21 protein-coding genes and 4 pseudogenes are annotated in these 20,174 nt (G+C 30.4%); 21 read left to right on the top strand and 4 right to left on the bottom strand.

Features of this window, described 5'->3' with window-relative positions; all coding sequences use genetic code 11:
• The first annotated feature begins 120 nt into the window (after window positions 1-120).
• The 8 genes and pseudogenes from AAG068_RS28355 to AAG068_RS28320 all read left to right on the top strand — a co-directional run bounded on the left by AAG068_RS28355 (window position 121) and on the right by AAG068_RS28320 (window position 6,141).
• Window positions 121-1,830 carry an ABC transporter ATP-binding protein gene (locus AAG068_RS28355; RefSeq protein ID WP_342720083.1) on the top strand — a complete coding sequence of 570 codons (1,710 nt, stop codon included), beginning with the start codon at window positions 121-123 and terminating at the stop codon, window positions 1,828-1,830.
• Between the two features lie 34 nt (window positions 1,831-1,864).
• Window positions 1,865-2,152, top strand: coding sequence for a hypothetical protein (locus tag AAG068_RS28350; RefSeq protein WP_342720082.1), 288 nt, complete (start codon window positions 1,865-1,867; stop codon window positions 2,150-2,152).
• Between the two features lie 216 nt (window positions 2,153-2,368).
• A pseudogene (tnpB, locus tag AAG068_RS28345) lies at window positions 2,369-3,486 on the top strand (IS200/IS605 family element RNA-guided endonuclease TnpB).
• Window positions 3,487-4,036: 550 nt separating this feature from the next.
• Window positions 4,037-4,675, top strand: coding sequence for a thermonuclease family protein (locus AAG068_RS28340; protein WP_342720081.1), 639 nt, complete (start codon window positions 4,037-4,039; stop codon window positions 4,673-4,675).
• Between the two features lie 51 nt (window positions 4,676-4,726).
• A complete protein-coding gene (locus AAG068_RS28335; protein WP_342720080.1) occupies window positions 4,727-4,921 on the top strand; it encodes a hypothetical protein in 195 nt (64 codons plus the stop codon).
• An 80-nt stretch (window positions 4,922-5,001) separates the two neighbouring features.
• Window positions 5,002-5,256, top strand: coding sequence for a hypothetical protein (locus tag AAG068_RS28330; RefSeq protein ID WP_342720079.1), 255 nt, complete (start codon window positions 5,002-5,004; stop codon window positions 5,254-5,256).
• 75 nt (window positions 5,257-5,331) lie between these two features.
• Window positions 5,332-5,760, top strand: coding sequence for a disulfide oxidoreductase (locus AAG068_RS28325; protein WP_342720078.1), 429 nt, complete (start codon window positions 5,332-5,334; stop codon window positions 5,758-5,760).
• An 87-nt stretch (window positions 5,761-5,847) separates the two neighbouring features.
• The gene (locus AAG068_RS28320; protein ID WP_342720077.1) at window positions 5,848-6,141 is read left to right on the top strand and encodes an ArsR/SmtB family transcription factor; all 294 of its coding nucleotides are present in this window, start codon (window positions 5,848-5,850) and stop codon (window positions 6,139-6,141) included.
• Between the two features lie 836 nt (window positions 6,142-6,977).
• On the opposite strand, the gene AAG068_RS28315 is transcribed toward AAG068_RS28320, so the two are convergent.
• Window positions 6,978-7,346: a hypothetical protein gene (locus tag AAG068_RS28315; RefSeq protein WP_342720076.1), complete on the bottom strand. Its 369-nt coding sequence runs from the start codon at window positions 7,344-7,346 to the stop codon at window positions 6,978-6,980.
• Window positions 7,347-7,492: 146 nt separating this feature from the next.
• Here AAG068_RS28315 and AAG068_RS30025 point away from each other — a divergent pair.
• Window positions 7,493-7,567 (top strand): annotated as a pseudogene (locus AAG068_RS30025) (DUF2238 domain-containing protein); the annotation flags it as partial.
• Window positions 7,568-7,586: 19 nt separating this feature from the next.
• Window positions 7,587-7,844 carry a hypothetical protein gene (locus AAG068_RS28305; protein ID WP_342720074.1) on the top strand — a complete coding sequence of 86 codons (258 nt, stop codon included), beginning with the start codon at window positions 7,587-7,589 and terminating at the stop codon, window positions 7,842-7,844.
• 154 nt (window positions 7,845-7,998) lie between these two features.
• Here the strand turns inward: AAG068_RS28305 and AAG068_RS28300 are convergent, their stop codons facing one another.
• The gene (locus AAG068_RS28300; RefSeq protein WP_342720073.1) at window positions 7,999-8,157 is read right to left on the bottom strand and encodes a hypothetical protein; all 159 of its coding nucleotides are present in this window, start codon (window positions 8,155-8,157) and stop codon (window positions 7,999-8,001) included.
• A complete protein-coding gene (locus AAG068_RS28295; protein WP_342720072.1) occupies window positions 8,154-9,227 on the bottom strand; it encodes a Rap family tetratricopeptide repeat protein in 1,074 nt (357 codons plus the stop codon). Before AAG068_RS28295 ends, AAG068_RS28300 begins: the two co-directional genes overlap by 4 nt.
• 207 nt (window positions 9,228-9,434) lie before the next feature.
• Between AAG068_RS28295 and AAG068_RS28290 the strand changes: the two genes are divergently transcribed.
• Window positions 9,435-9,752, top strand: a complete 318-nt coding sequence (locus AAG068_RS28290) for a transposase (protein ID WP_342720071.1) — start codon at window positions 9,435-9,437, stop codon at window positions 9,750-9,752.
• Window positions 9,753-9,957: 205 nt separating this feature from the next.
• On the top strand, window positions 9,958-10,734 hold the full coding sequence (locus AAG068_RS28285; RefSeq protein WP_342720070.1) for a hypothetical protein: 777 nt from the start codon (window positions 9,958-9,960) through the stop codon (window positions 10,732-10,734).
• Window positions 10,735-11,448: 714 nt separating this feature from the next.
• On the opposite strand, the gene AAG068_RS28280 is transcribed toward AAG068_RS28285, so the two are convergent.
• Window positions 11,449-12,099 (bottom strand): hypothetical protein, encoded by a 651-nt coding sequence (locus tag AAG068_RS28280; protein WP_342720069.1) that lies wholly within the window; start codon window positions 12,097-12,099, stop codon window positions 11,449-11,451.
• A gap of 468 nt (window positions 12,100-12,567) precedes the next feature.
• Between AAG068_RS28280 and AAG068_RS28275 the strand changes: the two genes are divergently transcribed.
• From AAG068_RS28275 to AAG068_RS28235, 9 genes and pseudogenes are all read left to right on the top strand, one after another.
• On the top strand, window positions 12,568-13,029 hold the full coding sequence (locus AAG068_RS28275; protein ID WP_342720068.1) for a cytochrome b: 462 nt from the start codon (window positions 12,568-12,570) through the stop codon (window positions 13,027-13,029).
• Window positions 13,030-13,674: 645 nt separating this feature from the next.
• Window positions 13,675-13,844 (top strand): annotated as a pseudogene (locus AAG068_RS28270) (VaFE repeat-containing surface-anchored protein); the annotation flags it as partial.
• A pseudogene (locus tag AAG068_RS28265) lies at window positions 13,833-13,952 on the top strand (DDE-type integrase/transposase/recombinase); the annotation flags it as partial. The pseudogenes AAG068_RS28270 and AAG068_RS28265, both read left to right, overlap by 12 nt.
• Before the next feature lie 117 nt (window positions 13,953-14,069).
• Window positions 14,070-14,990 (top strand): ABC transporter ATP-binding protein, encoded by a 921-nt coding sequence (locus tag AAG068_RS28260; RefSeq protein WP_342720067.1) that lies wholly within the window; start codon window positions 14,070-14,072, stop codon window positions 14,988-14,990.
• Window positions 14,983-15,720 carry an ABC transporter permease gene (locus AAG068_RS28255; RefSeq protein WP_000247699.1) on the top strand — a complete coding sequence of 246 codons (738 nt, stop codon included), beginning with the start codon at window positions 14,983-14,985 and terminating at the stop codon, window positions 15,718-15,720. Before AAG068_RS28260 ends, AAG068_RS28255 begins: the two co-directional genes overlap by 8 nt.
• 106 nt (window positions 15,721-15,826) lie before the next feature.
• The gene (locus AAG068_RS28250; RefSeq protein WP_342720066.1) at window positions 15,827-16,426 is read left to right on the top strand and encodes an undecaprenyl-diphosphatase; all 600 of its coding nucleotides are present in this window, start codon (window positions 15,827-15,829) and stop codon (window positions 16,424-16,426) included.
• An 811-nt stretch (window positions 16,427-17,237) separates the two neighbouring features.
• Window positions 17,238-18,503, top strand: a complete 1,266-nt coding sequence (locus tag AAG068_RS28245; RefSeq protein ID WP_000735634.1) for an MFS transporter — start codon at window positions 17,238-17,240, stop codon at window positions 18,501-18,503.
• A 44-nt stretch (window positions 18,504-18,547) separates the two neighbouring features.
• Window positions 18,548-19,267 carry a 4'-phosphopantetheinyl transferase family protein gene (locus AAG068_RS28240; protein WP_342720065.1) on the top strand — a complete coding sequence of 240 codons (720 nt, stop codon included), beginning with the start codon at window positions 18,548-18,550 and terminating at the stop codon, window positions 19,265-19,267.
• Window positions 19,267-19,968: a thioesterase II family protein gene (locus AAG068_RS28235; protein ID WP_342720064.1), complete on the top strand. Its 702-nt coding sequence runs from the start codon at window positions 19,267-19,269 to the stop codon at window positions 19,966-19,968. Before AAG068_RS28240 ends, AAG068_RS28235 begins: the two co-directional genes overlap by 1 nt.
• Window positions 19,969-20,174 lie beyond the last annotated feature (206 nt).

Here is a 20,174-nt window from a genome sequence, read left to right as displayed (position 1 = left end):
AAATATAATTCCATGGATAATGCGTCTGGATAAGGTCTCAAGATATCTATGGAATTATTTCAACCGCATTCTATTGCTTTGTAAATTAATATAATAAATAGACAAAGGAGGAGGAAGAGGGTGAATAAGAAGATAAATAAACAAGATGAAATTCAAATTTCTTATAAAGAGTTATTATTTCTATATCCGTATTTAAAAAACACAAAAACTTTGTTAGCTTTTGGTTTACTTGGGATGGTTATAGCTTCTTTGATTATCGCACCAATACCATATATTATTGGATACATTATTGATAAAGTTATACTATTAAACAAAAGCTACGATCAATTATTAAAAACAACTCTTATACTCTTATTAATTTATTGTATTAATTATTTAATATCAATAGGTTATGAGTATTTATTTACTCGTGTACAACAAAATGTAGTTAATGAAATTCGATTATCTATGATAAGTAATATTATAGATGCGCCTCTTTCTTATATTAATCAGAAGGAGAAAGGTTACATTCTTAGCAGAATTGCTGAGTCTGGTAATGTAAGTGCATTATTTTCTCCAAATTTATTAAGGGTTTTTTCAGGTATATTCGATTTTTTCTTTGCTTTATTTATAATGTTTAATTTAAGTGTTAAACTTACAGGTATCATAGTAATTATTATTCCGATATATTTTTTGATATCCAAACATTCATCTAAAATGATATCGAAAAGTACCACAAAAGTATACGAGTCATCGGCAGTATTAAACGCAGAAATGTATGAAACCTTAAATGGAATAGAGGATATAAAATTATTAAACGGTAAAAATATACAAACTAATAAGATTAAAGGTAAATTAAATAATGTAATTAAAAGTGCCCTAAAACAAAGTTTACATTTTATTTTCTTTATGCAAAATTTAATATTAACAAATAACCTTGTTACAGTAATAGTATTACTAGTATCAGGTATTTTAATTTTACAAAATCAGCTTACTATAGGGGTGTATACTTCGTTTTCAATTTATATGGCTAAACTTCTTGCGACTACTCAAGCTTTAGGCAGCTTAGATATAACTCTAAAACCTGTGTGTATTAGTATTAAAAGAATTAAAGAATTCTTCAATTTAGATGGTGATAATACACTGGGTACAAATATAATGAAAGAATCAATTAATTCAATAGAATTTAAAGATGTTTGTTTTAAATATAATGAAAACAGTGATTTGATATTTGATCATTTAAATGTAAAAATTGAAAAGGGTGACAAGTTATTAATTGATGGTATAAATGGATCAGGAAAATCTACCTTTATAAAATTATTAACAGGTTTATATCAACCTAAAAGTGGAAAGATATTGATTAATAATATGGACTATAATCTAATACATAAAAAAAGTGTTAGAGATAGAATAGGTATAGTATCACAAAATATATTTTTGTTTAAAGGAACTATATTAGAAAACATATTATATGGCCAAACAAATAAAACGAAAGAAGATGTAGTTAAGTTAATGAAAAGATATCATTTAACATCACATCTTAATAGATTTGAGAATGGATTAGATACTATAATTGTACAAGATGGTTCCAGTGTTTCAGGAGGCCAAGCACAATTTATAGCCTTTTTAAGGGCTATCCTCACAAAAAGGGATATTATAATATTAGATGAAGCAGCTTCTAATTTACATATTGATACAAGAAATCTTATGTATGAGATACTTCAAAAATACAATCTTTGTAATATATTAATTATGATTTCACATCAGCAAGATGGCTTGTATTTTCTCAATAAAACATTAGAACTTACACATGAAAATAAAAAGAATGTTGCGAGTAGTAGTATACTTTAATCGTCATGCCTTCATAGAAGGGAGCATCCTACTTATGCCAAAAATGAAACTTATTAATTTTGATACATATAGAAATTCAATAGTTTTATTTGAGAACACTGGCGAGATTTTATCAGTGTCAGCTCATTTTCAATTTTTTGAAGGAAGTGAAAGCTATATTCAAGGTTTTATTGATAATGAACAAGTTATTCACTTTAAATCTAATAATCCTGGTCCGACTATCTCTATATATCGATTTACGCCTAAGAATATTACCAAATTAATTATATCAAGCGAAAATAGAACACATGGAATGGTCACATTGTATACTTCAGATGTATAGCTAATATTTAAATTTTATCATTTTAGCCAAGAAGATTTCTTCCTCAAGGAGCGTGAAGGGTCATAGGCCAGTGAGTAGGTGGGAGATGAATTGGCTTCGAACAAGGGATGGCAGGAAGCCATCTTAATTGTTCGACATACAGAAAGTGTAACTTCACTATCTATCGAGTGTGTGTTTGGTGCATAATAGTTATATACCGGAATGGAGGTGAATGAAATGATGATTAATAAAGCCTATAAGTTTCGTATTTATCCAAATCAAGCACAAGCAATTCTAATCAACAAAACGATTGGTTGTTCTCGCTTTGTATTCAATCATTTTCTATCCTTATGGGATTACGCATACAAAGAGACAGGAAAAGGCTTGACCTATGGTACATGCTCTGCCAAACTCCCTGCCATGAAGAAAGAGTTTGTTTGGCTAAAGGAAGTGGATAGTATTGCGATTCAGTCGTCTGTTCGCAACCTTGCCGATGCCTATACGCGCTTTTTCAAAAAACAAAATAGCGCACCGCGCTTTAAATCTAAGAAGAACAACGTACAATCTTATACCACAAAACAAATGAAAACATTGCCGTTGTAGGGAACAAAATAAAGTTGCCGAAACTAGGCATTGTTCGATTTGCCAAAAGTCGCGAAGTAGAGGGACGTATTGTAAATGCGACTGTTAGACGGAACCCTTCTGGCAGATATGTTGTGTCAATATTAGTTGAAGCAGAAGTACAAGAACTTCCGAAAACACATTCTTACATTGGAATAGATGTAGGACTAAAAGATTTCGCTATTTTGTCAGATGGAACACCCTATAAAAATCCGAAGTTTTTCCGATCATTAGAAGATAAGTTGGCGAAAGCACAGCATGTTCTTTCTAGAAGAATGAAAGGATCTTCTTGGTGGAATAAACAACGAGTCAAGGTAGCTAGAATTCATGAATACATATCAAATGCTAGAAAAGATTACTTGGACAAAATCTCAACCGAAATCATCAAAAACCACGATGGTATCGGTATAGAGGATTTGCAAGTATCGAATATGTTAAAGAATCATAAGTTAGCAAAAGCAATTAGTGAGGTATCTTGGTCACAGTTTCGAACCATGTTGGAATATAAAGCAAAATGGTATGGCAAACAAGTCATTGTCGTATCGAAAACATTTGCTTCCAGCCAATTATGTTCTTGTTGTGGATATCAAAATAAAGACGTTAAAAATCTAAACTTACGTGAATGGGAATGTCCTTCTTGTCGTACACACCATGATAGGGATATTAACGCAAGTATCAATTTAAAGAATGAAGCGGTAAGGCTTCTAACCGCAAGGACTGCGGGGTTAGCCTAATCAATTAGAGTTCGATAGAACTCTTTACTTAGGAATCCCTCACTTCTAAACGAAGTGAAAGTGGGGGTAGTTCAATTATCGTAAAACTTTGGGTTGCGAAGTATTTTTGCTCAAACCTTATTTCAAAGCTGCAATAATATCATAAAAATCTATAATTTATTATATAAAAATATTAAGAATAATGGTATGATGAAAATAACAAAATACTTCTAAAACTATCTTGCAAAAGGACACGCCTACGCATACATATGCCATAGGTGTGTCCTTTTTCGTTCCCTGTAAATTTCCGGAAAAGAGGAGTAAGGTAATTTGTCTATGAGTCACATACTAATAACAAATATATCTTTGTGGAAAATGGGGAGTCAAAAGAAGAATAAGGGGCGTAAAGTATCAACGTGTCTAAATGTAAAAAGTAATCATTTAGGGCTATGTTTAACGGATATTCAAGGGGGATTCAGATGTGATCATAAAGAAGTGAGCCCGGCAAATAGTTCATTTTATATTAAGTATAGATGTGCGATACAAGCTTGATTTAGGAGGAGAATATAGCATGAAATCTTGGTTTAAGGTTATTTGTATTGCATCATTCATACTTCAAATGACTGCATGCAACAGTTCGAAATTTGTAAATGGTTCGAAACCTGACCAAACGGTACAAAAGGGAGTACAACAGCACGTAGAAGGGAAATATATTGTTGATATTCCAGAAGTTTATATGAAGAAACTAAATGGTTTAGAAATGGTCAAAGGAAAGGTAGTGCACATAAAGGATGGAGATACGATAGACGTGAGCATAAATGGGCAGACACAGACGGTAAGATTGCACGTATTAGATACCCGAGAGTCCGTATCACAGAAGATTCCACCACAAAAGATGGGGAAGGAAGCATCATTATTTATAAAGAAACAATTAAAAGGAAAAAGCGTAACATTGGTCTATGATCGGGGACCAAAAGAGGACAAGTATGGCAGGAAATTGGCATATGTATTTTGTGAAGGGATACATATCAACGAATTAATGGTCAAATCAGTATATGGTATTGTAGCTTACAGTTCAAAACCTAGCACTTCACTGCCGCAAATGCTAGAAAGCGAAAAAGATGCAAAGGCGTCAAAAACTGGTTTGTGGAGCATAAAAGGGTTTGTGGATGAAGAGAAACATCATTATAACCGTAATGATGCGGCTTAGCCCCCTAATCCATTGCAATATAAATATTCGTACAAAATGGAGGTTTTTTGAATGAATGAAAACAAAAGAAATATGCTCTTATCCTTTATTATTTCAATTTTATTTATTTTCGCGAGTCTATTACCTTTTAGTAGTAATGAATATGTGTATGTTATCTTCAAAATTGGTGCTGCAGCTGGTGTAATAAATATTGTTATGATGAGCGTCTTCTTGTATTTTCAAATCAAAAAACGGGACATTTATTAAATTAGTAAAGTGAGATTTAATAGTTTTCCATACCTTTTCTTTTTAATAAGGGTATGGAAAACCAAAAAGGAGTGTGAAAGATGAGTCAAGTACCTGGATTTTTGAAGTTTGTTTTAACGAAAGAAAGACGGTATGTATATTTAGCGGTAGCAAAAATGAAAAACAAAAGGGTGAATACACATGTTGTATATAGATTTGGCCCGCTAGCAAAAGCGTTAGAAGCTATGTATGTAACGCGTGATGATTTTGAAAATCTTTTCCCTTTAGAATTAAAAGAGAAGGGTTATGACTGGGAAGGTATCAAAGATTGGATACTGCCTACTAAAACAGGGTAACCGAAACACGGAAATAAACCAGTCATATATTAGCAAATGTTTTGCATTTTTAAAAACAGGTGAGGTGAAAATAAGATGTCGATCATTCAAAAGTATCACATTGCAATTGCTTGGACGATAGCTACTAGTGCAATGCTTATAAGTTTAATTTTTAGTGAATGGATGAAGCTGCCTCCATGTGATTTGTGCTGGTATCAAAGGATGGCTATGTATCCATTAGTATTAATATTGGGTATAGGAATGTATAGAAAAGATTCTAATGTAAGCACGTATGCATTTCCATTTGCGTGTATCGGTTTAATGTTATCTGTATATCAAATTACAATTCAAGCGTTTCCTAATAGTGAGATGCAGATTTGTTCAGTAGGAGTTTCTTGCACAAAAGATTACTTAAATTTATTCGGTTTCATCTCGATACCTATGCTATCTTTTGTTGGGTTTTTAGCTATCATAATACTTCTATATATTAAATCTGATAGGGAGACAAAAGAACACACAATATAGTGGTTATGAACAATGTGCTCAAGCAAACACAACATATTTAAAAATAGATAATTAAAATAAAAAATAATTATAAAAGGAGAATTTAAAATGACAACAATGCAAGTAAGTGATGACATGTACAAAATCCCAGAGGCGGATGTAGAATTATTAAAGATTATGGCCCATCCAGTTAGATTACAGATCGTGAAAGAACTAGAACGTCGCAAAGTTTGTAATGTAACAGAGTTAACAGATCTATTAAAAGTACCGCAATCAACCGTATCTCAGCATTTATCTAAGATGCGTGGCAAGATTTTACACTCGGAAAGAAAAGGGTTAGAGATGTACTATCATGTTGCGAATTCCAAAGCATGCCAGATTGTTAGTGTACTAGATTTATAATTAGCTCAAACTAAATAGCAGATTATGAGATTAAAAATAAAATAAGGGCAGCCTGATCAGGCTGCCCTTATTTTATTTGTGATTTTGCATATATTTTTGCACATTTAGTATAGCAAACATTATTCTTTCCTATCAAACTTCAAACTTATTTTTTTCTCAATATGTTTCATTTACATTTATATTATAATAAAATTAATTCTTTTTATTTATATATATTTCCTGGGGTGAATCCTTTTACTGAGGATTCCTTTTTTATTTTTAACTACTTCTTGAACTACTCACCATTTAATGTCCTTACGGCCTGTTTGAAGTGGGAGATTCCTGCGAACACCGATGTATCCACCGGTTATCTTAGCAGGCTCTGTCCGTAGTCCCTACGGTGAAAACATAAGTATCTTGTACGTTGATTCACCACGCTTCCTACTTTAGCTTGGTTTTCGCAACTTCAGCAAACGTGGGGCGAAAGAACGTTGAAGATTTTATGGTTGCAACGTTTTTCTGCAACCAACCTCATATCTTCAGTTTTCAAAGAGCAATCTGTACAAGTATATGGTAGCAAACATGTTGGCTTATGCCAACTGACATTCATCGCCCACCTGAAATTGGTGTTTTACACCTTCACATTTTTGAGGAAGGAGTCTTCTGTCGGAAAACGATAAAATTGCATTTGACACATGTTGCATAAATAATATGTTACTGTAATCATTTTTAATTTGAAATATAAGAAGAACTTGTAGAATTCACTACAAGTTCTTCTTATATTATCTAATAAATAAAACCACGCTAGTCATTTAATAATTAAATTTTTACTTTTATTATATTATTTTAGATTTGTATTAGTTATATACCAAAAAGTTACCGTATACTTTTTCTTCTGAGTTATTTTTAATTTTTATTAAATATCTTCCTTCTTTGACATTAGTAAATTTAATTGTCTTAGAACTACTTTTATAAGTTCCATCTATACTTTTAGATATTTTTTCATCAGTATCAATATTTACTAGTGTATACTTTATATTTACATCTTTTGTTTTAGGTGAATATTGCACAGCTACTATTTCTACTGTTCCACTTAAGTTCATTTCTTTAGGGAATTCCTCAGTACGTCCTGCTCTTACTCCATCTTCTTCATACTCAAAATTTGTATAACCTGCTGCGGATGCGGGTGTGAAACCAAAAATAGAGAAACATAACAATAAACTCATAATGCTTACTAAAACTTTTTTTATAGTATAAATCCTCCTAAATAATGTATTTTAATTACCATGTAAATATTAACATAAATAGAAACAAATTGGTTTAAAATATGTTAATAATCAATATATTCAATATTGATAAATAATTATCTGAAATTCTAGCCATTATAATGTTTATCGGAGGTCATTACACATACGCAAAGGTTCCTCTTTTTTTCGAAATAAAAGAGTGTTTAGGAGGTGTTTTTAATGATTACGGATACTAAAACATATCCGAATAAAGCTGGATCAACTTTAATAATAAAGCCCGTAGAAATAGGAGATAAAAAAGGAAAGAAATTCGTTGTATCAATTCCGAAAGAATCATATGAAAACGGAAGGATAGTAATAGAGTGGGGGGAATTTATCGGTGAAGGATATGAACATTTGATTGATAATATCACAGATGTTTATATGGAGAAGGGTATCCTAAGAATTGAAGGATACGTTAAAGGATATATGGGATAAACCACACCAAAAACCAATCCTGTTTGAAGTGAAACCGAATAATAGTATATGAAAAAACACCTCCATTGAATTCGCATACTAAGTATGCGATTATACAAAGAAAACCTCCCTACAAATAATAGTTTATTAATTGTAGGGAGGATTTCTGCAGTTATTACATTCCTTCACCATGGGTATTTGTATATTGTATAATTTCCTGCTTTTGTACTGCAAACATTGCCTCGCCGTGAGTGTTACTTAAAGTGATTGGTGCTACTAGCATTAAACCAGAGAACAAAAGTCCTGCCGTACTAATTAGTATTTTTTTCATCATTTTAAAGCACTCCTTTTCTCCATTTCAATTTTAGCCTTGTACCCCACACGGAAGTATTCGCTTACTTTTGAGTGGTTACCTTCATCATAATACTTGTTTGCTAATTCATCAGCATATATTTCGACAAAGTGCCATAAATTTTCTTCTTGGAGATAATGGATTCCTTCAACAATAATCTTTTCGTATTCATCTATAGTTGTATGCTGTAATCTTGCATTTAGAATTGTTAAATGATGACAATATTCTTTATTATTTTGTGCATTACTAATTTGCAATCCTTTATCTATATAATTAGCAGCTTCATTTACATTGCCTAGTTTCTCATGTTCTTTAGCTAACAAATACATTGTTTTGCAGCTACCTTCTAGTGCCTTGGAGAGATAATTGATTGCTAGTTGAGGCATATTTTGATCTGAATATAGCAGTCCTATATTATGACGAATCATATGAGTAAGTTGTGTATGATCTTGTTTGGTTGCAATATCTAAAGCGGAAAGAAAATACTCTTCAGCTAACTCGAATTGCTTTAGGGAAGTACTTGCAAGTCCCAAAATATTATTACATGAAGCTACATTTATTTCATACCCAACTTCCTTAGAATAGATTTCTTTCGCTTTATTACTGTATGTTATTGTATTTAGTGGTTGGAACTGATAATAGTTGAAAAGGGCATACTGATAATTAAATTCCGCTTGTTCTAATTCATCCGGAATAAGAGATAGAAGTGTTTCAGCTTTGTGATAGAAGTGTTTGGCGTCACTATATTGTCCTATCTTCATTGCATGTATAGCATTGAACAGATAGTAGTAGTAATTGAGCATGTCTGTGGTAGACCCTTCAATATGTTCTCCAGGTTTTACTAAACCTGATGTATTATTTATCAAAAGATTATACCTAAACTCTAGTAACGAATAGTAAATAAGAAGCGTTTGATCTTGTTCCATTTCGTCGATAAGTTTTTCAACATCTGATCTTAGATTTTTTGCTTTCAATAACTTTTGAGAGCGTATAGCTTTGTACCAATCGTTCATTAATTTAGTAATCTTTTCGTTTCCTTTTGCTACAATCACATAGCTTCCCCCTTTGTATATTTATATCTATATGTTTTTATCATAGCAGTTAAATCCATATTATTACAGCTGATAGTAGTTTAAAAGAATATTTCTAAATAATTATCTGAAAATTATGTATTGTTTTGTAGACAATTTGGATTCCTCTTCATATTAGGCTAAAATAATTGATGAGTATAAATCTACCATAGCGACGAGGGGAAGACAGTGAAAAACCATACAAAAGGACCTAAAGGGCAATTGTTGCAAATCAATAAGAAATGGTCTCACCTAAAGCAAAACCAGCGTGAAATCATATCAAATTGGCTGAGAGAGGCTTATATAGAGAAGATTAAGGTTCATAACCGTAGATTGAAACTGAGAGAACATGAGGATGTTTTAGAAAGTGTTATGAGTAAAATCTATGATTGTGAAATTTGGATTCCGGATTACGAAGTCGAAAAGTATTACAAAGGAAAAATAAATAAATGGTATAACAAACCCATTTCATTGGAAGAAAAAAATGATAGGAATTCTTATAATTAGTTGTTGAGGTGTATGCAACAGCTGTGATGAGCTTTATTAAAGAAGGAGGTACTTTGTTATAAGGTAGCACCAACAAAACGCGAATTTCTTACGTTATCAAGGCTTAACTTTAAAGAAATCTAAAAGTGCATATCGGACAAAGTGCACTATATAATGCGGTTAAAGGAGAAAATAAAAAAAGAGATAAATATTAGAGGAGAAAAAAATGAGAATACTAAATTGTTCAAGTGTTGAAACAACAACAAAGTCACTTTCTACATTACTTAAAACTAAGGAAGAGATTTTAAATTCATTTATAGATAGTAACAAATATCGAATAACTAATAATGATGGCCTATGGAATTACAATGATCTTATTATTGAAGATATACTAAATTATTTTGATTTAAATGAAAATGAAATTATTCCTGATAAATTAGTGATGTTTCATTTAACCTCTGCTCTAGATGATAACAGTTTTCGAGAAAAAGGGATATTAAATTTAGAATCAGTTATTAAAGATGACATTTTTTCTGTTTTTTTAGAAGAATGCGGAATAAAAGTATGCTATCAGGATGATTCTCCTCCTTTACTTGAATTTAAGGGAAAAGAATATAAGGAAGAACTACTGTTTCACCGCTTTAAAAATGATAAATGCATAAATGGTTTTTTGATAAATGAAGATGCTGAGAATAATAATAATGTAAGGTATATTCGAGAATGTCCTGAGTTTATATGGGATATAGGTAAGCTAATTAAAATGCCAGAGATAGTTTATAAATGGAAAGAAAAGGCTAAACCATTAAAACTATCACTACTTGTAAACTATGGGGATATTAACTATTTTGAACCAACAAGCCATGTTCTAAAGGCAATTGAGTACATTCTATTCAAGCGAACGGGTTACTGGGGACCAGATGAAAACTATATGGTTTTCCTGAAAGAAGACATCTGTATTTCTCCTGAAAAAATCCTCAAAATAGAGAAAGTTAACTATATTTGATACTTAAATTGGATCTAGTTTGTATCTTATTATTTTTTACAAGAACCGAAAACGGTCGTTTCAGGGACTTTATTTATATCTTAGGAAGAATATCTTATCTAGTGAGGTTGAGAAATTTTCAGACAATTTGTTTGAATGAGATAAAAAGTGAAGAGATTTTATTAGGTACTTTGATGAAGAGGAGGAAGCTATAACAATGTAGCTTCCTCTAAATAATTGCACAAAATGTTGATTTTTGTGCAATTATTTGTGTTTTTCATTCAAATTGTCGCCGTTCTATAAGTTCAATAGCTTTCCGTTTTTCTCATTATTAATACCTTGTATAGATACTAGTATCTACTAGAAAAGTATGAATAAGTTGATCTTGAAGTAGTACAAGGCCTTTATTTTTCTTTTAATAATTTTAAGGAGCTTATAATATTATTTTATAACTTGGCTCATTTATCTCTTAAGGGTTTAAAGTATGTCTAGTGAGTAGATTCGAATCTCTTACATATCCATAATTCCCCTATACTTTTAGAGCGTTAAGTCACTTCCTTATTTTAAAAGCAAAAAAACTATGTTGCTACTATAGTCTATGACGGTTCGTTTTTTTATTTTTGGGGACACTTTAAAACACTAGCTTGATGGAAATAGGGGTTCTACAAAATGAGCGCCAACTATTAGCGACACTCTTTTTTATAGGAGTTCCCTAGCTGATAACAAAAAATATTATCAGTTATTTTTTTCTTCTATGCGTTTTAGTGGGGAGTAATATAGCTTTTTCCACTTTATATTTTTTAAGGAAAAACGCACCTCTTTTTTTGGGATAAATTCATAGTTTTTTATTAAATTTTTAGCCAAGTTTTCTAATCTTTCGGGATGATGCTTTTCGAAATAATGAGGATTATCAAGAATAACCTTTAATTGATTTAAAAGGTCAATAAGATCACCTATGTATTTATTTGTTGAAAAGAAATTAAAATCTTTAAATGCACTTTTAAATAGGGTAAGAAAGTATAGAGATATAAAAAGAATTAACATTAATCCTCCAAGACGCATCAATCCCTCAGTTAATGTTAGTTTATTATTTATAAAAATTTGACTGTTAAATGCTGCCCAAGCAGGAATAAAGAAAATAAGGGTTGTGCTAATATTTGAACCTAAAATTTCTAAAATACTCTGTTTTTTGTTGTTATCTAACCTAGTTTGAAGTAATTCAATTAAAGATTCTAGTTTTTTTATGTTTTCTTCCCCGTTCTTTTCTTGTAAAAGCTTACTTGAAAATATAAATTCTTTTAGCAATAATATCCGGAATAATTCCCACTGAGTGCTACGAAATTTAGTTTTATATTCATTTCTAGCAAAAATATTAGAAGGTCTCATAAAAAGTATATGTAATATTATAATGTTTATTATTACGGCTAATAGTATGAATGAAAAGACTGAGAACGGATCGTTTTCATTAGCTAAAGAAAGAAGATAAGAACTTGTTATAATAAAGAATATGAAACAAATGACGAGGTTAATGATTAATCGCTCAAACACTAAACTGAAATTACTTAATCTTTTTTTGTAGAAATGAATTAATTGTGTTTCAATCAATTTTTTCGCCCTTTCTATAATTATCAATAAAGAATACCTTATATAATCATTATTGTAACATATTGTAAGGGGAGGATACTTTGAATAACTAATTTTACATTAAATCCGTGTTTAACCTATAATTTATGAGGAACATCATTTATTGTATAATTTATATATAAAGAAAAATACAATAAAATTATAGTGTGTGAATTTACTTTTAATGAAGTTCAGTTTTCTAATAAAATAACCTTTTAGGAGTTATTGAAATTGAATACAAATAAAATAGATAAGTACTTATTTTGGTTTATTGCATGTTCCTATATCAGCATACATATCTTAGTGTATAGTATTTGGTCTAATGAAGGTTTATACTCAAGTAGTGAAAGTACTAAAATCATGCAAGAATACATAAAAACATTTGCGCAAACTAACTTATCTTTCATTTTTGGACTTGCTGCAATTTTAATAGGAGCCGCGGCATTAAATTATAAAAATGTAACCCAAGTATCAAATACAAAAGAAAGTTTTTTTACTGCTATAACTACTATGATGCTATTTATTTTAGTAAACGCATTTATAATTCCACTAAGCTTTACTAAGTTGCTTACTGAGAATAAAATTTTACAAATGTTTACTATTGTTTTTATTTGCGCTTTATTTGTAAAATTACTACATAATATTATTACCTTAATTGACAAAATTTTAGGGATATCTAAAAAGAAAAAGTAATTATCAATTAAAATTGTATTTAATGTAAAATCGTAAAATTTTTAGGCAAAACAGAAAATTTTACAGAAAGTAAATATAGTGCTGGAAATTTGATTTCGAATTAAACTATAGTCAAACTGAAATAGATGAAAACTTTTGAGTAACGTGATCAAATTGCCTTTAAATATGAGGTTTAGATTAGAGGGATACTTAGATCTTACTGAAAAAGGAAAAACATTCTTTAGATAAACAGTTCACATAATGCTGAATTAGATACGAAACCATAATTCGACTCTAAAATAAATCTTAACATAATCTGAACTGGAATAATATGTAATATTACATTTTTAGTTTTTATTGAATATAAAACAGCCGCGTAAATAAAAAGGGCATGCAGTCGTAACTGCCACCCTTTTAGGAGGAATTCAAGACACCAAAAGGACACACGTATTGGTAAACAGGTTCAAAAATAGTATATGTGATAAGAAAAAATCCTATACAAAAAGATTACTGTAAACAAAGCCAATGTATATGTGAAATAATGAAGAGCCGTCCTATTTGATGGCTCTTTTCGTTTAAAGAATTAATATTACTATTCAATAGTTTATTCATTAAATTTTGAATTTCACGTCTTCTTTTTATCAATTGTATACTAATTACCCTCAATTATTAATCGTAGGTAAGGAAGTAACTGTTGAGACTAAGTTTACTGCAAAAGAAAAGAATGGTTTTGTAACGTTAGCCATTATGAACAGTAAGGGAGAGAAGTAGTAGTGTTTGAAGACTTATTACATGAAGGCCAAGTAATTGTAACTTACGCTGACATTAATCAGGTTTGGAAAAAGAAAAACAAATCTGTACACCATACTGGGCATCTAGATGAGACTTATATCAAAGTCAAAGGAAAGTGGTGTTATCTTTATTGCAGAATGGAGCAAGAAGGAGTCAATGATGACTAGTTAATTTCATAATTAAGAAATAGTTAAGAAATAGTTAAGTCTGGTTTAAAATTTACTTTCTATACTAAAATCATAAGCATACAAGAAAGTTGGTGTTCTGACATGAGTGCAATAATAAAGACTACAAATTTAACAAAGATTTATGGCAATCAGAAATCAGTTGATAATCTTAATATAACTGTAAATCAAGGAGAAATTTACGGCTTTTTAGGTCGAAATGGTGCAGGGAAGACGACTACAATTAGAATGTTATTAGGATTGATAAAGCCCACCCATGGAAAGATTGAAATATTTGGAGAAGATTTATTTAAAAATCACAAGGAAATCCTTAAAAGAATTGGGTCTATTGTTGAAGTTCCTGGATTTTATGAGAACCTTACAGCACGGGAAAATCTACTAATTAATGCAAAAATTATTGGGATACACAAAAAAAATGCAATTGATGAAGCGTTAGAAATCGTAGGATTGCAACATGAAACTAAAAAGCTTGTGGGTAAATATTCTTTAGGGATGAAGCAAAGATTAGGGATTGCTAGATCTCTTCTTCATTACCCAGAATTATTAATATTAGATGAACCTACTAATGGTTTGGATCCAATAGGAATTAAGGAAATTAGAAGATTAATAAAAAATTTGGCCAAAGAAAGAAAAATTACTTTATTAATATCCAGCCACATTTTATCAGAAATAGAACAGTTAGTAGATCATATGGGGATTATTCATGAAGGCAAGCTCTTAGAGGAAATCGATTTTAACAGCCTTAGAAAAAAGAATCGTAAATATATTGAGTTTCAAGTATCGAATGACAATAAAGCTACAACAATCTTAGAGAAGAACTTTGATATTTTCGATTATGAAGTTCATGATGAGGGGATTATTCGTGTATATTCTAAACTTGGGCAACAAGGAGATATTAATAAAATATTTGTACAAAATGATATTCAGGTTTTGAAAATTTTGATGAGTGAAGACAGGTTAGAAGATTACTTCACAAAATTAGTTGGAGGTGGAACAATTGGTTAATCTGTTATATACAGAATTATTAAAGCTAAAACGATCCCATATGTTCTTAATAAGTATTCTCGGTGCATCGGTAGCACCTTTTATGGTAGTAGTAGCATCATTTGTAAGCTTAAAAACTAAACATCCTACTCCTACTATTGTATTTAGTCAATTGTTTGGTGAAGTAAATTTATATACTGTTCTAATAATTGGAGTACCACTATATGGGGTTGTAACCGCCTATCTATTTATTCGGGAATATACAGAAGATACATTAAAGAATTTATTAACTATACCTGTATCACGTATGAATTTTCTTATAAGTAAAATCATACTTCTATTTTCCTGGATTATGATGTTAACTTTTGTAGCATGGGTATTAACATTATTATTAGGGATAATATTTCAATTTGATGGACTAAGTTCATCCTTAATGAGGGAATCTTTCGTACAATTTTTGATAGGTGGATTATTGCTTTTTATTTTATCAACACCAATCATACTTTTAACAATTGTGCTTAAGAATTACGTACCGACCATTGTATTTACAGTTGTAATAACCATGATTAATCTAATGACAGCAAATTCAGAACATAGAGCATTGTTTCCATGGGCAGCAGCAGGTGATATTTCAAGAAATACGCTTCAGCCCACTTATCCTCCTGAGTACTCCTATATAGGTATATTCGGAACATCTATTATTGGATTAGTATTATTAATTTCACATTTTAAAAAGGTAGATATCCATTAAGAAAAATAACATGGGACCATCTAAAACTATTAGGTAGTAACAAAAAGTAGATTAAAAAATTATAATTAGCGTTTGATTTATATATATCGTAAGGAGGAGTTTAAAAATGTCTTTTTCTCAATTCAATATTGATGCTTTTCGAGCCGTCAATGATTTAGGTAAACAGTTCCCATTTCTCAATTCTACTATGACGTTCGTGGCAGAATATATGGTATATTTCTTAGCTTTAATTGTTGTAGTGTATTGGTTTACTCGATCTAACCAAAATCGAATGATGGTTGTTCAAGCGATGATTGCTTTTGTGATTGCTGAGGTTATCGGAAAAATAGCAGGAAAGTTTTATTCAAATTATCAACCATTTGCAGAGTTACCCAATGTTAATAAATTGGTAGAGCATGCTGTTGATAATTCATTTCCAAGTGACCATACAATTTTATTTTTTGCAATTTGTTTTTCATTTTGGCTTGTTCATAAAAAGATTGGTTGGCTATGGATCACACTTGCATTCTGTGTAGCTATTTCTCGTATCTGGGTGGGAGTTCATTATCCTTTCGATGTTATGACAGGTGCTATATTAGGGATTGTTTCAGCGATATTTGCTTATTGGTTAGTACCAAAAGTTACTTTCTTGAAAAGAATACTTTCTATATATGAAAAAGGGGAAAACTACATTTTACCTACAAAAGATAAATCAAAAAATTTTTAAGGAAAAAGCATTTGAATTATAAGTAGCTTTTTGCCTATAATGTTAGTTTGATGTTAGGTAAAGATGCAGCATTTTTAGGATAAGGAGTGGCTTAAACTTGCCACTTCAATTGTCCTAGAATAACTGAGTAAAAATATGGTTTATATATGTATTATAAATACGAACAACGTTTTCTTGGTAAGAAGCTACTCATTACAATTGTTTTTTGGAAGACTAAACCTCATAGACATACCCCACATCATTTTCACTTCAAAAATGAATTTCATACTTAAGTTAAAACAGTTACAGGGATAGGATAACATTGGTGTTTATTCCTTTTTGTAATAATTGTGGATATACATAATTATTTTTTGGAAAACAATTTACAGTAATATTACGTTTTTTAGAGAAGAAAACAAGTTATCAAAATTACAAAAAATATGATGTATTGGTGATTTGAAAACTTGAGAAAATAATTGGTTTGTTATTTTGATTACAATATAAGGTAGTATTAGAATGTAGCGTGGAAAGGTAGGAAAAATAAACTGTATATCAAAAGGAGGATGCTTTTGGATAGCTATGTTTGGATTATGAATATCAGAATAAAAAACTATAAACTTTAATGAGTGGTAGTGTACATTTGGTCGTGCAATTCGCGATAGAAATCTTAATGATAAACTATATCTTAAACCAGTGTGCTAAGGCTTCAACCCACAGGAACTGCAATGAACGACAAAAATTATTAGCGATTTAGATATTCTAAGTTTCAAACATAGCAAAGGCATTAAATGCTGAATAATTTAAATTAAGTCAAATTAAATGGGGAGTCCTTATGAAAAAACTTTTAGTTCTATTTCAAAATGGGAATTACTTGAGGCTATTTTTGGCATCTTTTACTTCACAAATGGGTAGCACAATTGGTTTAACTGCACTTATGTTTTATTTTTTAAATCGTTTTTCGCACCAACCTGCATATGCTACTATTACGGAGTTGATGTTGTCTTTGCCTACATTAGTAGTATTTTTTCTTGTTGGTGTAGTTACTGATAGGATTGATCGACAAAAAATAGCTCAAAACTGTGATTGGATTTGTTCTATATTATCGCTCTTATTATTGTGGTCTCTCTTTATAAACTGGATGCCAGTAGCATTTGCACTGTTATTTTTAAGAAGTATGGTAAAGAGCTTTTTTACACCTGCACAATCATCCCTTGTACAAGGTGTTTTAACAAGAGATGATTATACTACTGCAGTTGGTTTGAATCAGATGGTTACAAGTTTGTTTATGCTTTTTGGTAGTGGTATCGGGATTTATTGTTATTGGGTAATCGGTATTTATGGTGCAATCTTAATTGATGCAATTAGTTTTTTTATTAGTGGTCTTCTTATAAAATCTTGTAGAATGTCAGAAGAAATTCGTATGCCAAACGGAAAACATAATATCAAAGATTTGAACATTTCAATTGTAATGAAGGATTTTGTGAAGGGAATACGTTATATTTTGAATCACAACTTGTTACTTACGCTTATCTCCGGATTTATAGTTTTCGGAATTTTAAATGGAGGGCTCTCAGTGATGCAGGTATTTATTTTAAAATACAAACTAGCCCCAAGAAACTATGAAGAAGTTTCAATTATATTAAGTATAGTCTTTGGTATAGGAATTTTACTTGGTAGTGTTATAGCATCTATACTTTCCCAAAAAATAAAGCTTTATCATTTACTTATTTTAGCTTTGTTTATTGGAGGAGGAGCGACTATTTTGAGTTCATTGGTCAATACAGTTTGGCTGTATATTATCTGTACGGGCATAGTTGCCCTAGCGCTTCCGATGATTAATGTAGCTATTGGAGGTTGGATTCCGAAAATAGTGAATCCAAAAATGATGGGAAGAGTACAAGGGTGTATTAATCCTTTGATGATGCTTTCACAGTCACTAACCTTACTTTTTATTGCAGGATTTTATCCAGGTATTCTTGCAGTTGAAACTCTTTTTTGGATAGTAGGCGGATGTTTAATATTTGTAGGAGTTTTTTATATGATTAGTATTCCACGATTTATGGAAGTAGAAAAATCAGTTAGCATAACGCTCGAATAATTGTAGTTGATCAATTAACTTAACTAGGATTTGTGAGGGGTTTTATGGAGATTTATGTTGTCAAAATTAAAGATATAAATGATCGGAAATTAGAAAATATTTGTTCGTGGATAGATGAAGAGAAAAGATATAGAATAAAAAAATTTATTAATAAAAAAGATAAAATTAGAACCTTGATTGGTGAATTACTAGTAAGGACTCAGACAAATAGAAAGCTTAAAATCGGTAATGAAAGAATAGTATGGGAGAAAAATCATTATGGAAAACCTTACTTAAAGGGGTATCCGAATTATTACTTTAACATTTCACATTCGGGGGAATTTGTAGTATGTGCAATTAGCAATAACCCTGTTGGAATTGATATTGAACGAATAAAACACATTGAATACGAAGAAATAGCAAAAAGTTTTTTTTGTGATAGTGAATATGCTTATATACAAAAAGGTGATATTAATCAGCAATTGAGGAAGTTTTATGAGGTATGGACATTGAAAGAAAGTTATATTAAATGCTATGGAAGCGGATTATCAATGTCACTAAAATCATTTTCTATTAAAATAGATAGTTACAAAGCTGTTCGTATACTTTCCGATAATGGAGAAAAAAGTAATTCTTATTCAATGGCAATTTTTGATATAGAGTTAGAATACAAAATGGCTGTATGTTCATTAAATGAAGAAATTTCTAGTAATATAACAGTGATTGACCAAGATAGTATTATTAATGATTTTTACAAAATTTTATCAGATAGAGGTGCATTCTAATGTTGTTATTTTGTTTGCCTTATGCAGGAGGATCAGAGGCATTGTATTATAAATGGAGTGATTATTTAAGCCCATCTATAAAGCTATGTCCAGTACTGTTAAAGGGAAGAGGGAAAAGATTCAATGAACCATTTTATAATAGCTTAGAAGAAGCGGTAGATGACATCTTTAATAATATTCAGGGTAAAATAGGTGAAGAAGATTATGCAATTTATGGACATAGTATGGGGAGCCTATTAGCGTATGAATTATACTATAAAATAATAGGAATGGGCTTGAAGAAACCTAAGCATATCTTTTTTTCTGGATACAAAGCACCGAGTGAAAGGGAAAAGAAGGAGATAACTTATAATTTACCAAAGAACGAGTTTAAAAATAGAGTTATAGAATTAGGGGGAACACCAGAAGAATTAATTCGTAACGAAGAATTGTTCGAATTTTTCATTCCTTTACTAAAACATGATTTTAAAATAGTTGAAACATATGAATATAAAGAAAAAGCGGACAAAATCACATGCGATATTACTGTATTAAACGGAACAGAAGATTTAATTAGTCTAAAAGGCATAATAGGTTGGAAGAAGCATACTTGTGGAAATTTTAAGATTTATAATTTGGAAGGAAATCACTTCTTTATAAATAACAATGTGGAAAAAATTACAACAATAATAAATGATACGTTAACTGAGGTTTTAAATTAGATTCCTCTGATATGTATACCAATAGTTATTCTTATTTATTCATTCATTTTCTTAATTATGTGCTGTAGTAAAGTTATCTGTAACTTGATATGAGTTTTAATATGTGTCTTTAATTAAATTACAGCAAAAAAATCTGATTATTTTAATTATTCAATTAAATTTTTATCATGTGTTTTTTTTTGTGAAAATAAGGAAATTTTTCTCGG

This window comes from Bacillus paramycoides (assembly GCF_038971285.1).
Taxonomy (GTDB): domain Bacteria; phylum Bacillota; class Bacilli; order Bacillales; family Bacillaceae_G; genus Bacillus_A.
This window is presented reverse-complemented; position numbering and strand designations above follow the sequence as displayed.

What these genes read in the sequence shown, in the direction of transcription:
- AAG068_RS28325 (WP_342720078.1), top strand. Translation starts at nt 5,332, where the DNA reads ATGTCGATCATTCAAAAGTATCACATTGCAATTGCTTGGACGATAGCT.
- AAG068_RS28340 (WP_342720081.1), top strand. Translation starts at nt 4,037, where the DNA reads ATGAAATCTTGGTTTAAGGTTATTTGTATTGCATCATTCATACTTCAA.
- AAG068_RS28245 (WP_000735634.1), top strand. Translation starts at nt 17,238, where the DNA reads ATGAAAAAACTTTTAGTTCTATTTCAAAATGGGAATTACTTGAGGCTA.
- AAG068_RS28300 (WP_342720073.1), bottom strand. Translation starts at nt 8,157, where the DNA reads ATGATGAAAAAAATACTAATTAGTACGGCAGGACTTTTGTTCTCTGGT.
- AAG068_RS28280 (WP_342720069.1), bottom strand. Translation starts at nt 12,099, where the DNA reads ATGAGACCTTCTAATATTTTTGCTAGAAATGAATATAAAACTAAATTT.
- AAG068_RS28240 (WP_342720065.1), top strand. Translation starts at nt 18,548, where the DNA reads ATGGAGATTTATGTTGTCAAAATTAAAGATATAAATGATCGGAAATTA.
- AAG068_RS28315 (WP_342720076.1), bottom strand. Translation starts at nt 7,346, where the DNA reads ATGAGTTTATTGTTATGTTTCTCTATTTTTGGTTTCACACCCGCATCC.
- AAG068_RS28330 (WP_342720079.1), top strand. Translation starts at nt 5,002, where the DNA reads ATGAGTCAAGTACCTGGATTTTTGAAGTTTGTTTTAACGAAAGAAAGA.
- AAG068_RS28235 (WP_342720064.1), top strand. Translation starts at nt 19,267, where the DNA reads ATGTTGTTATTTTGTTTGCCTTATGCAGGAGGATCAGAGGCATTGTAT.
- AAG068_RS28320 (WP_342720077.1), top strand. Translation starts at nt 5,848, where the DNA reads ATGACAACAATGCAAGTAAGTGATGACATGTACAAAATCCCAGAGGCG.
- AAG068_RS28260 (WP_342720067.1), top strand. Translation starts at nt 14,070, where the DNA reads ATGAGTGCAATAATAAAGACTACAAATTTAACAAAGATTTATGGCAAT.
- AAG068_RS28335 (WP_342720080.1), top strand. Translation starts at nt 4,727, where the DNA reads ATGAATGAAAACAAAAGAAATATGCTCTTATCCTTTATTATTTCAATT.
- AAG068_RS28250 (WP_342720066.1), top strand. Translation starts at nt 15,827, where the DNA reads ATGTCTTTTTCTCAATTCAATATTGATGCTTTTCGAGCCGTCAATGAT.
- AAG068_RS28285 (WP_342720070.1), top strand. Translation starts at nt 9,958, where the DNA reads ATGAGAATACTAAATTGTTCAAGTGTTGAAACAACAACAAAGTCACTT.
- AAG068_RS28350 (WP_342720082.1), top strand. Translation starts at nt 1,865, where the DNA reads ATGCCAAAAATGAAACTTATTAATTTTGATACATATAGAAATTCAATA.
- AAG068_RS28305 (WP_342720074.1), top strand. Translation starts at nt 7,587, where the DNA reads ATGATTACGGATACTAAAACATATCCGAATAAAGCTGGATCAACTTTA.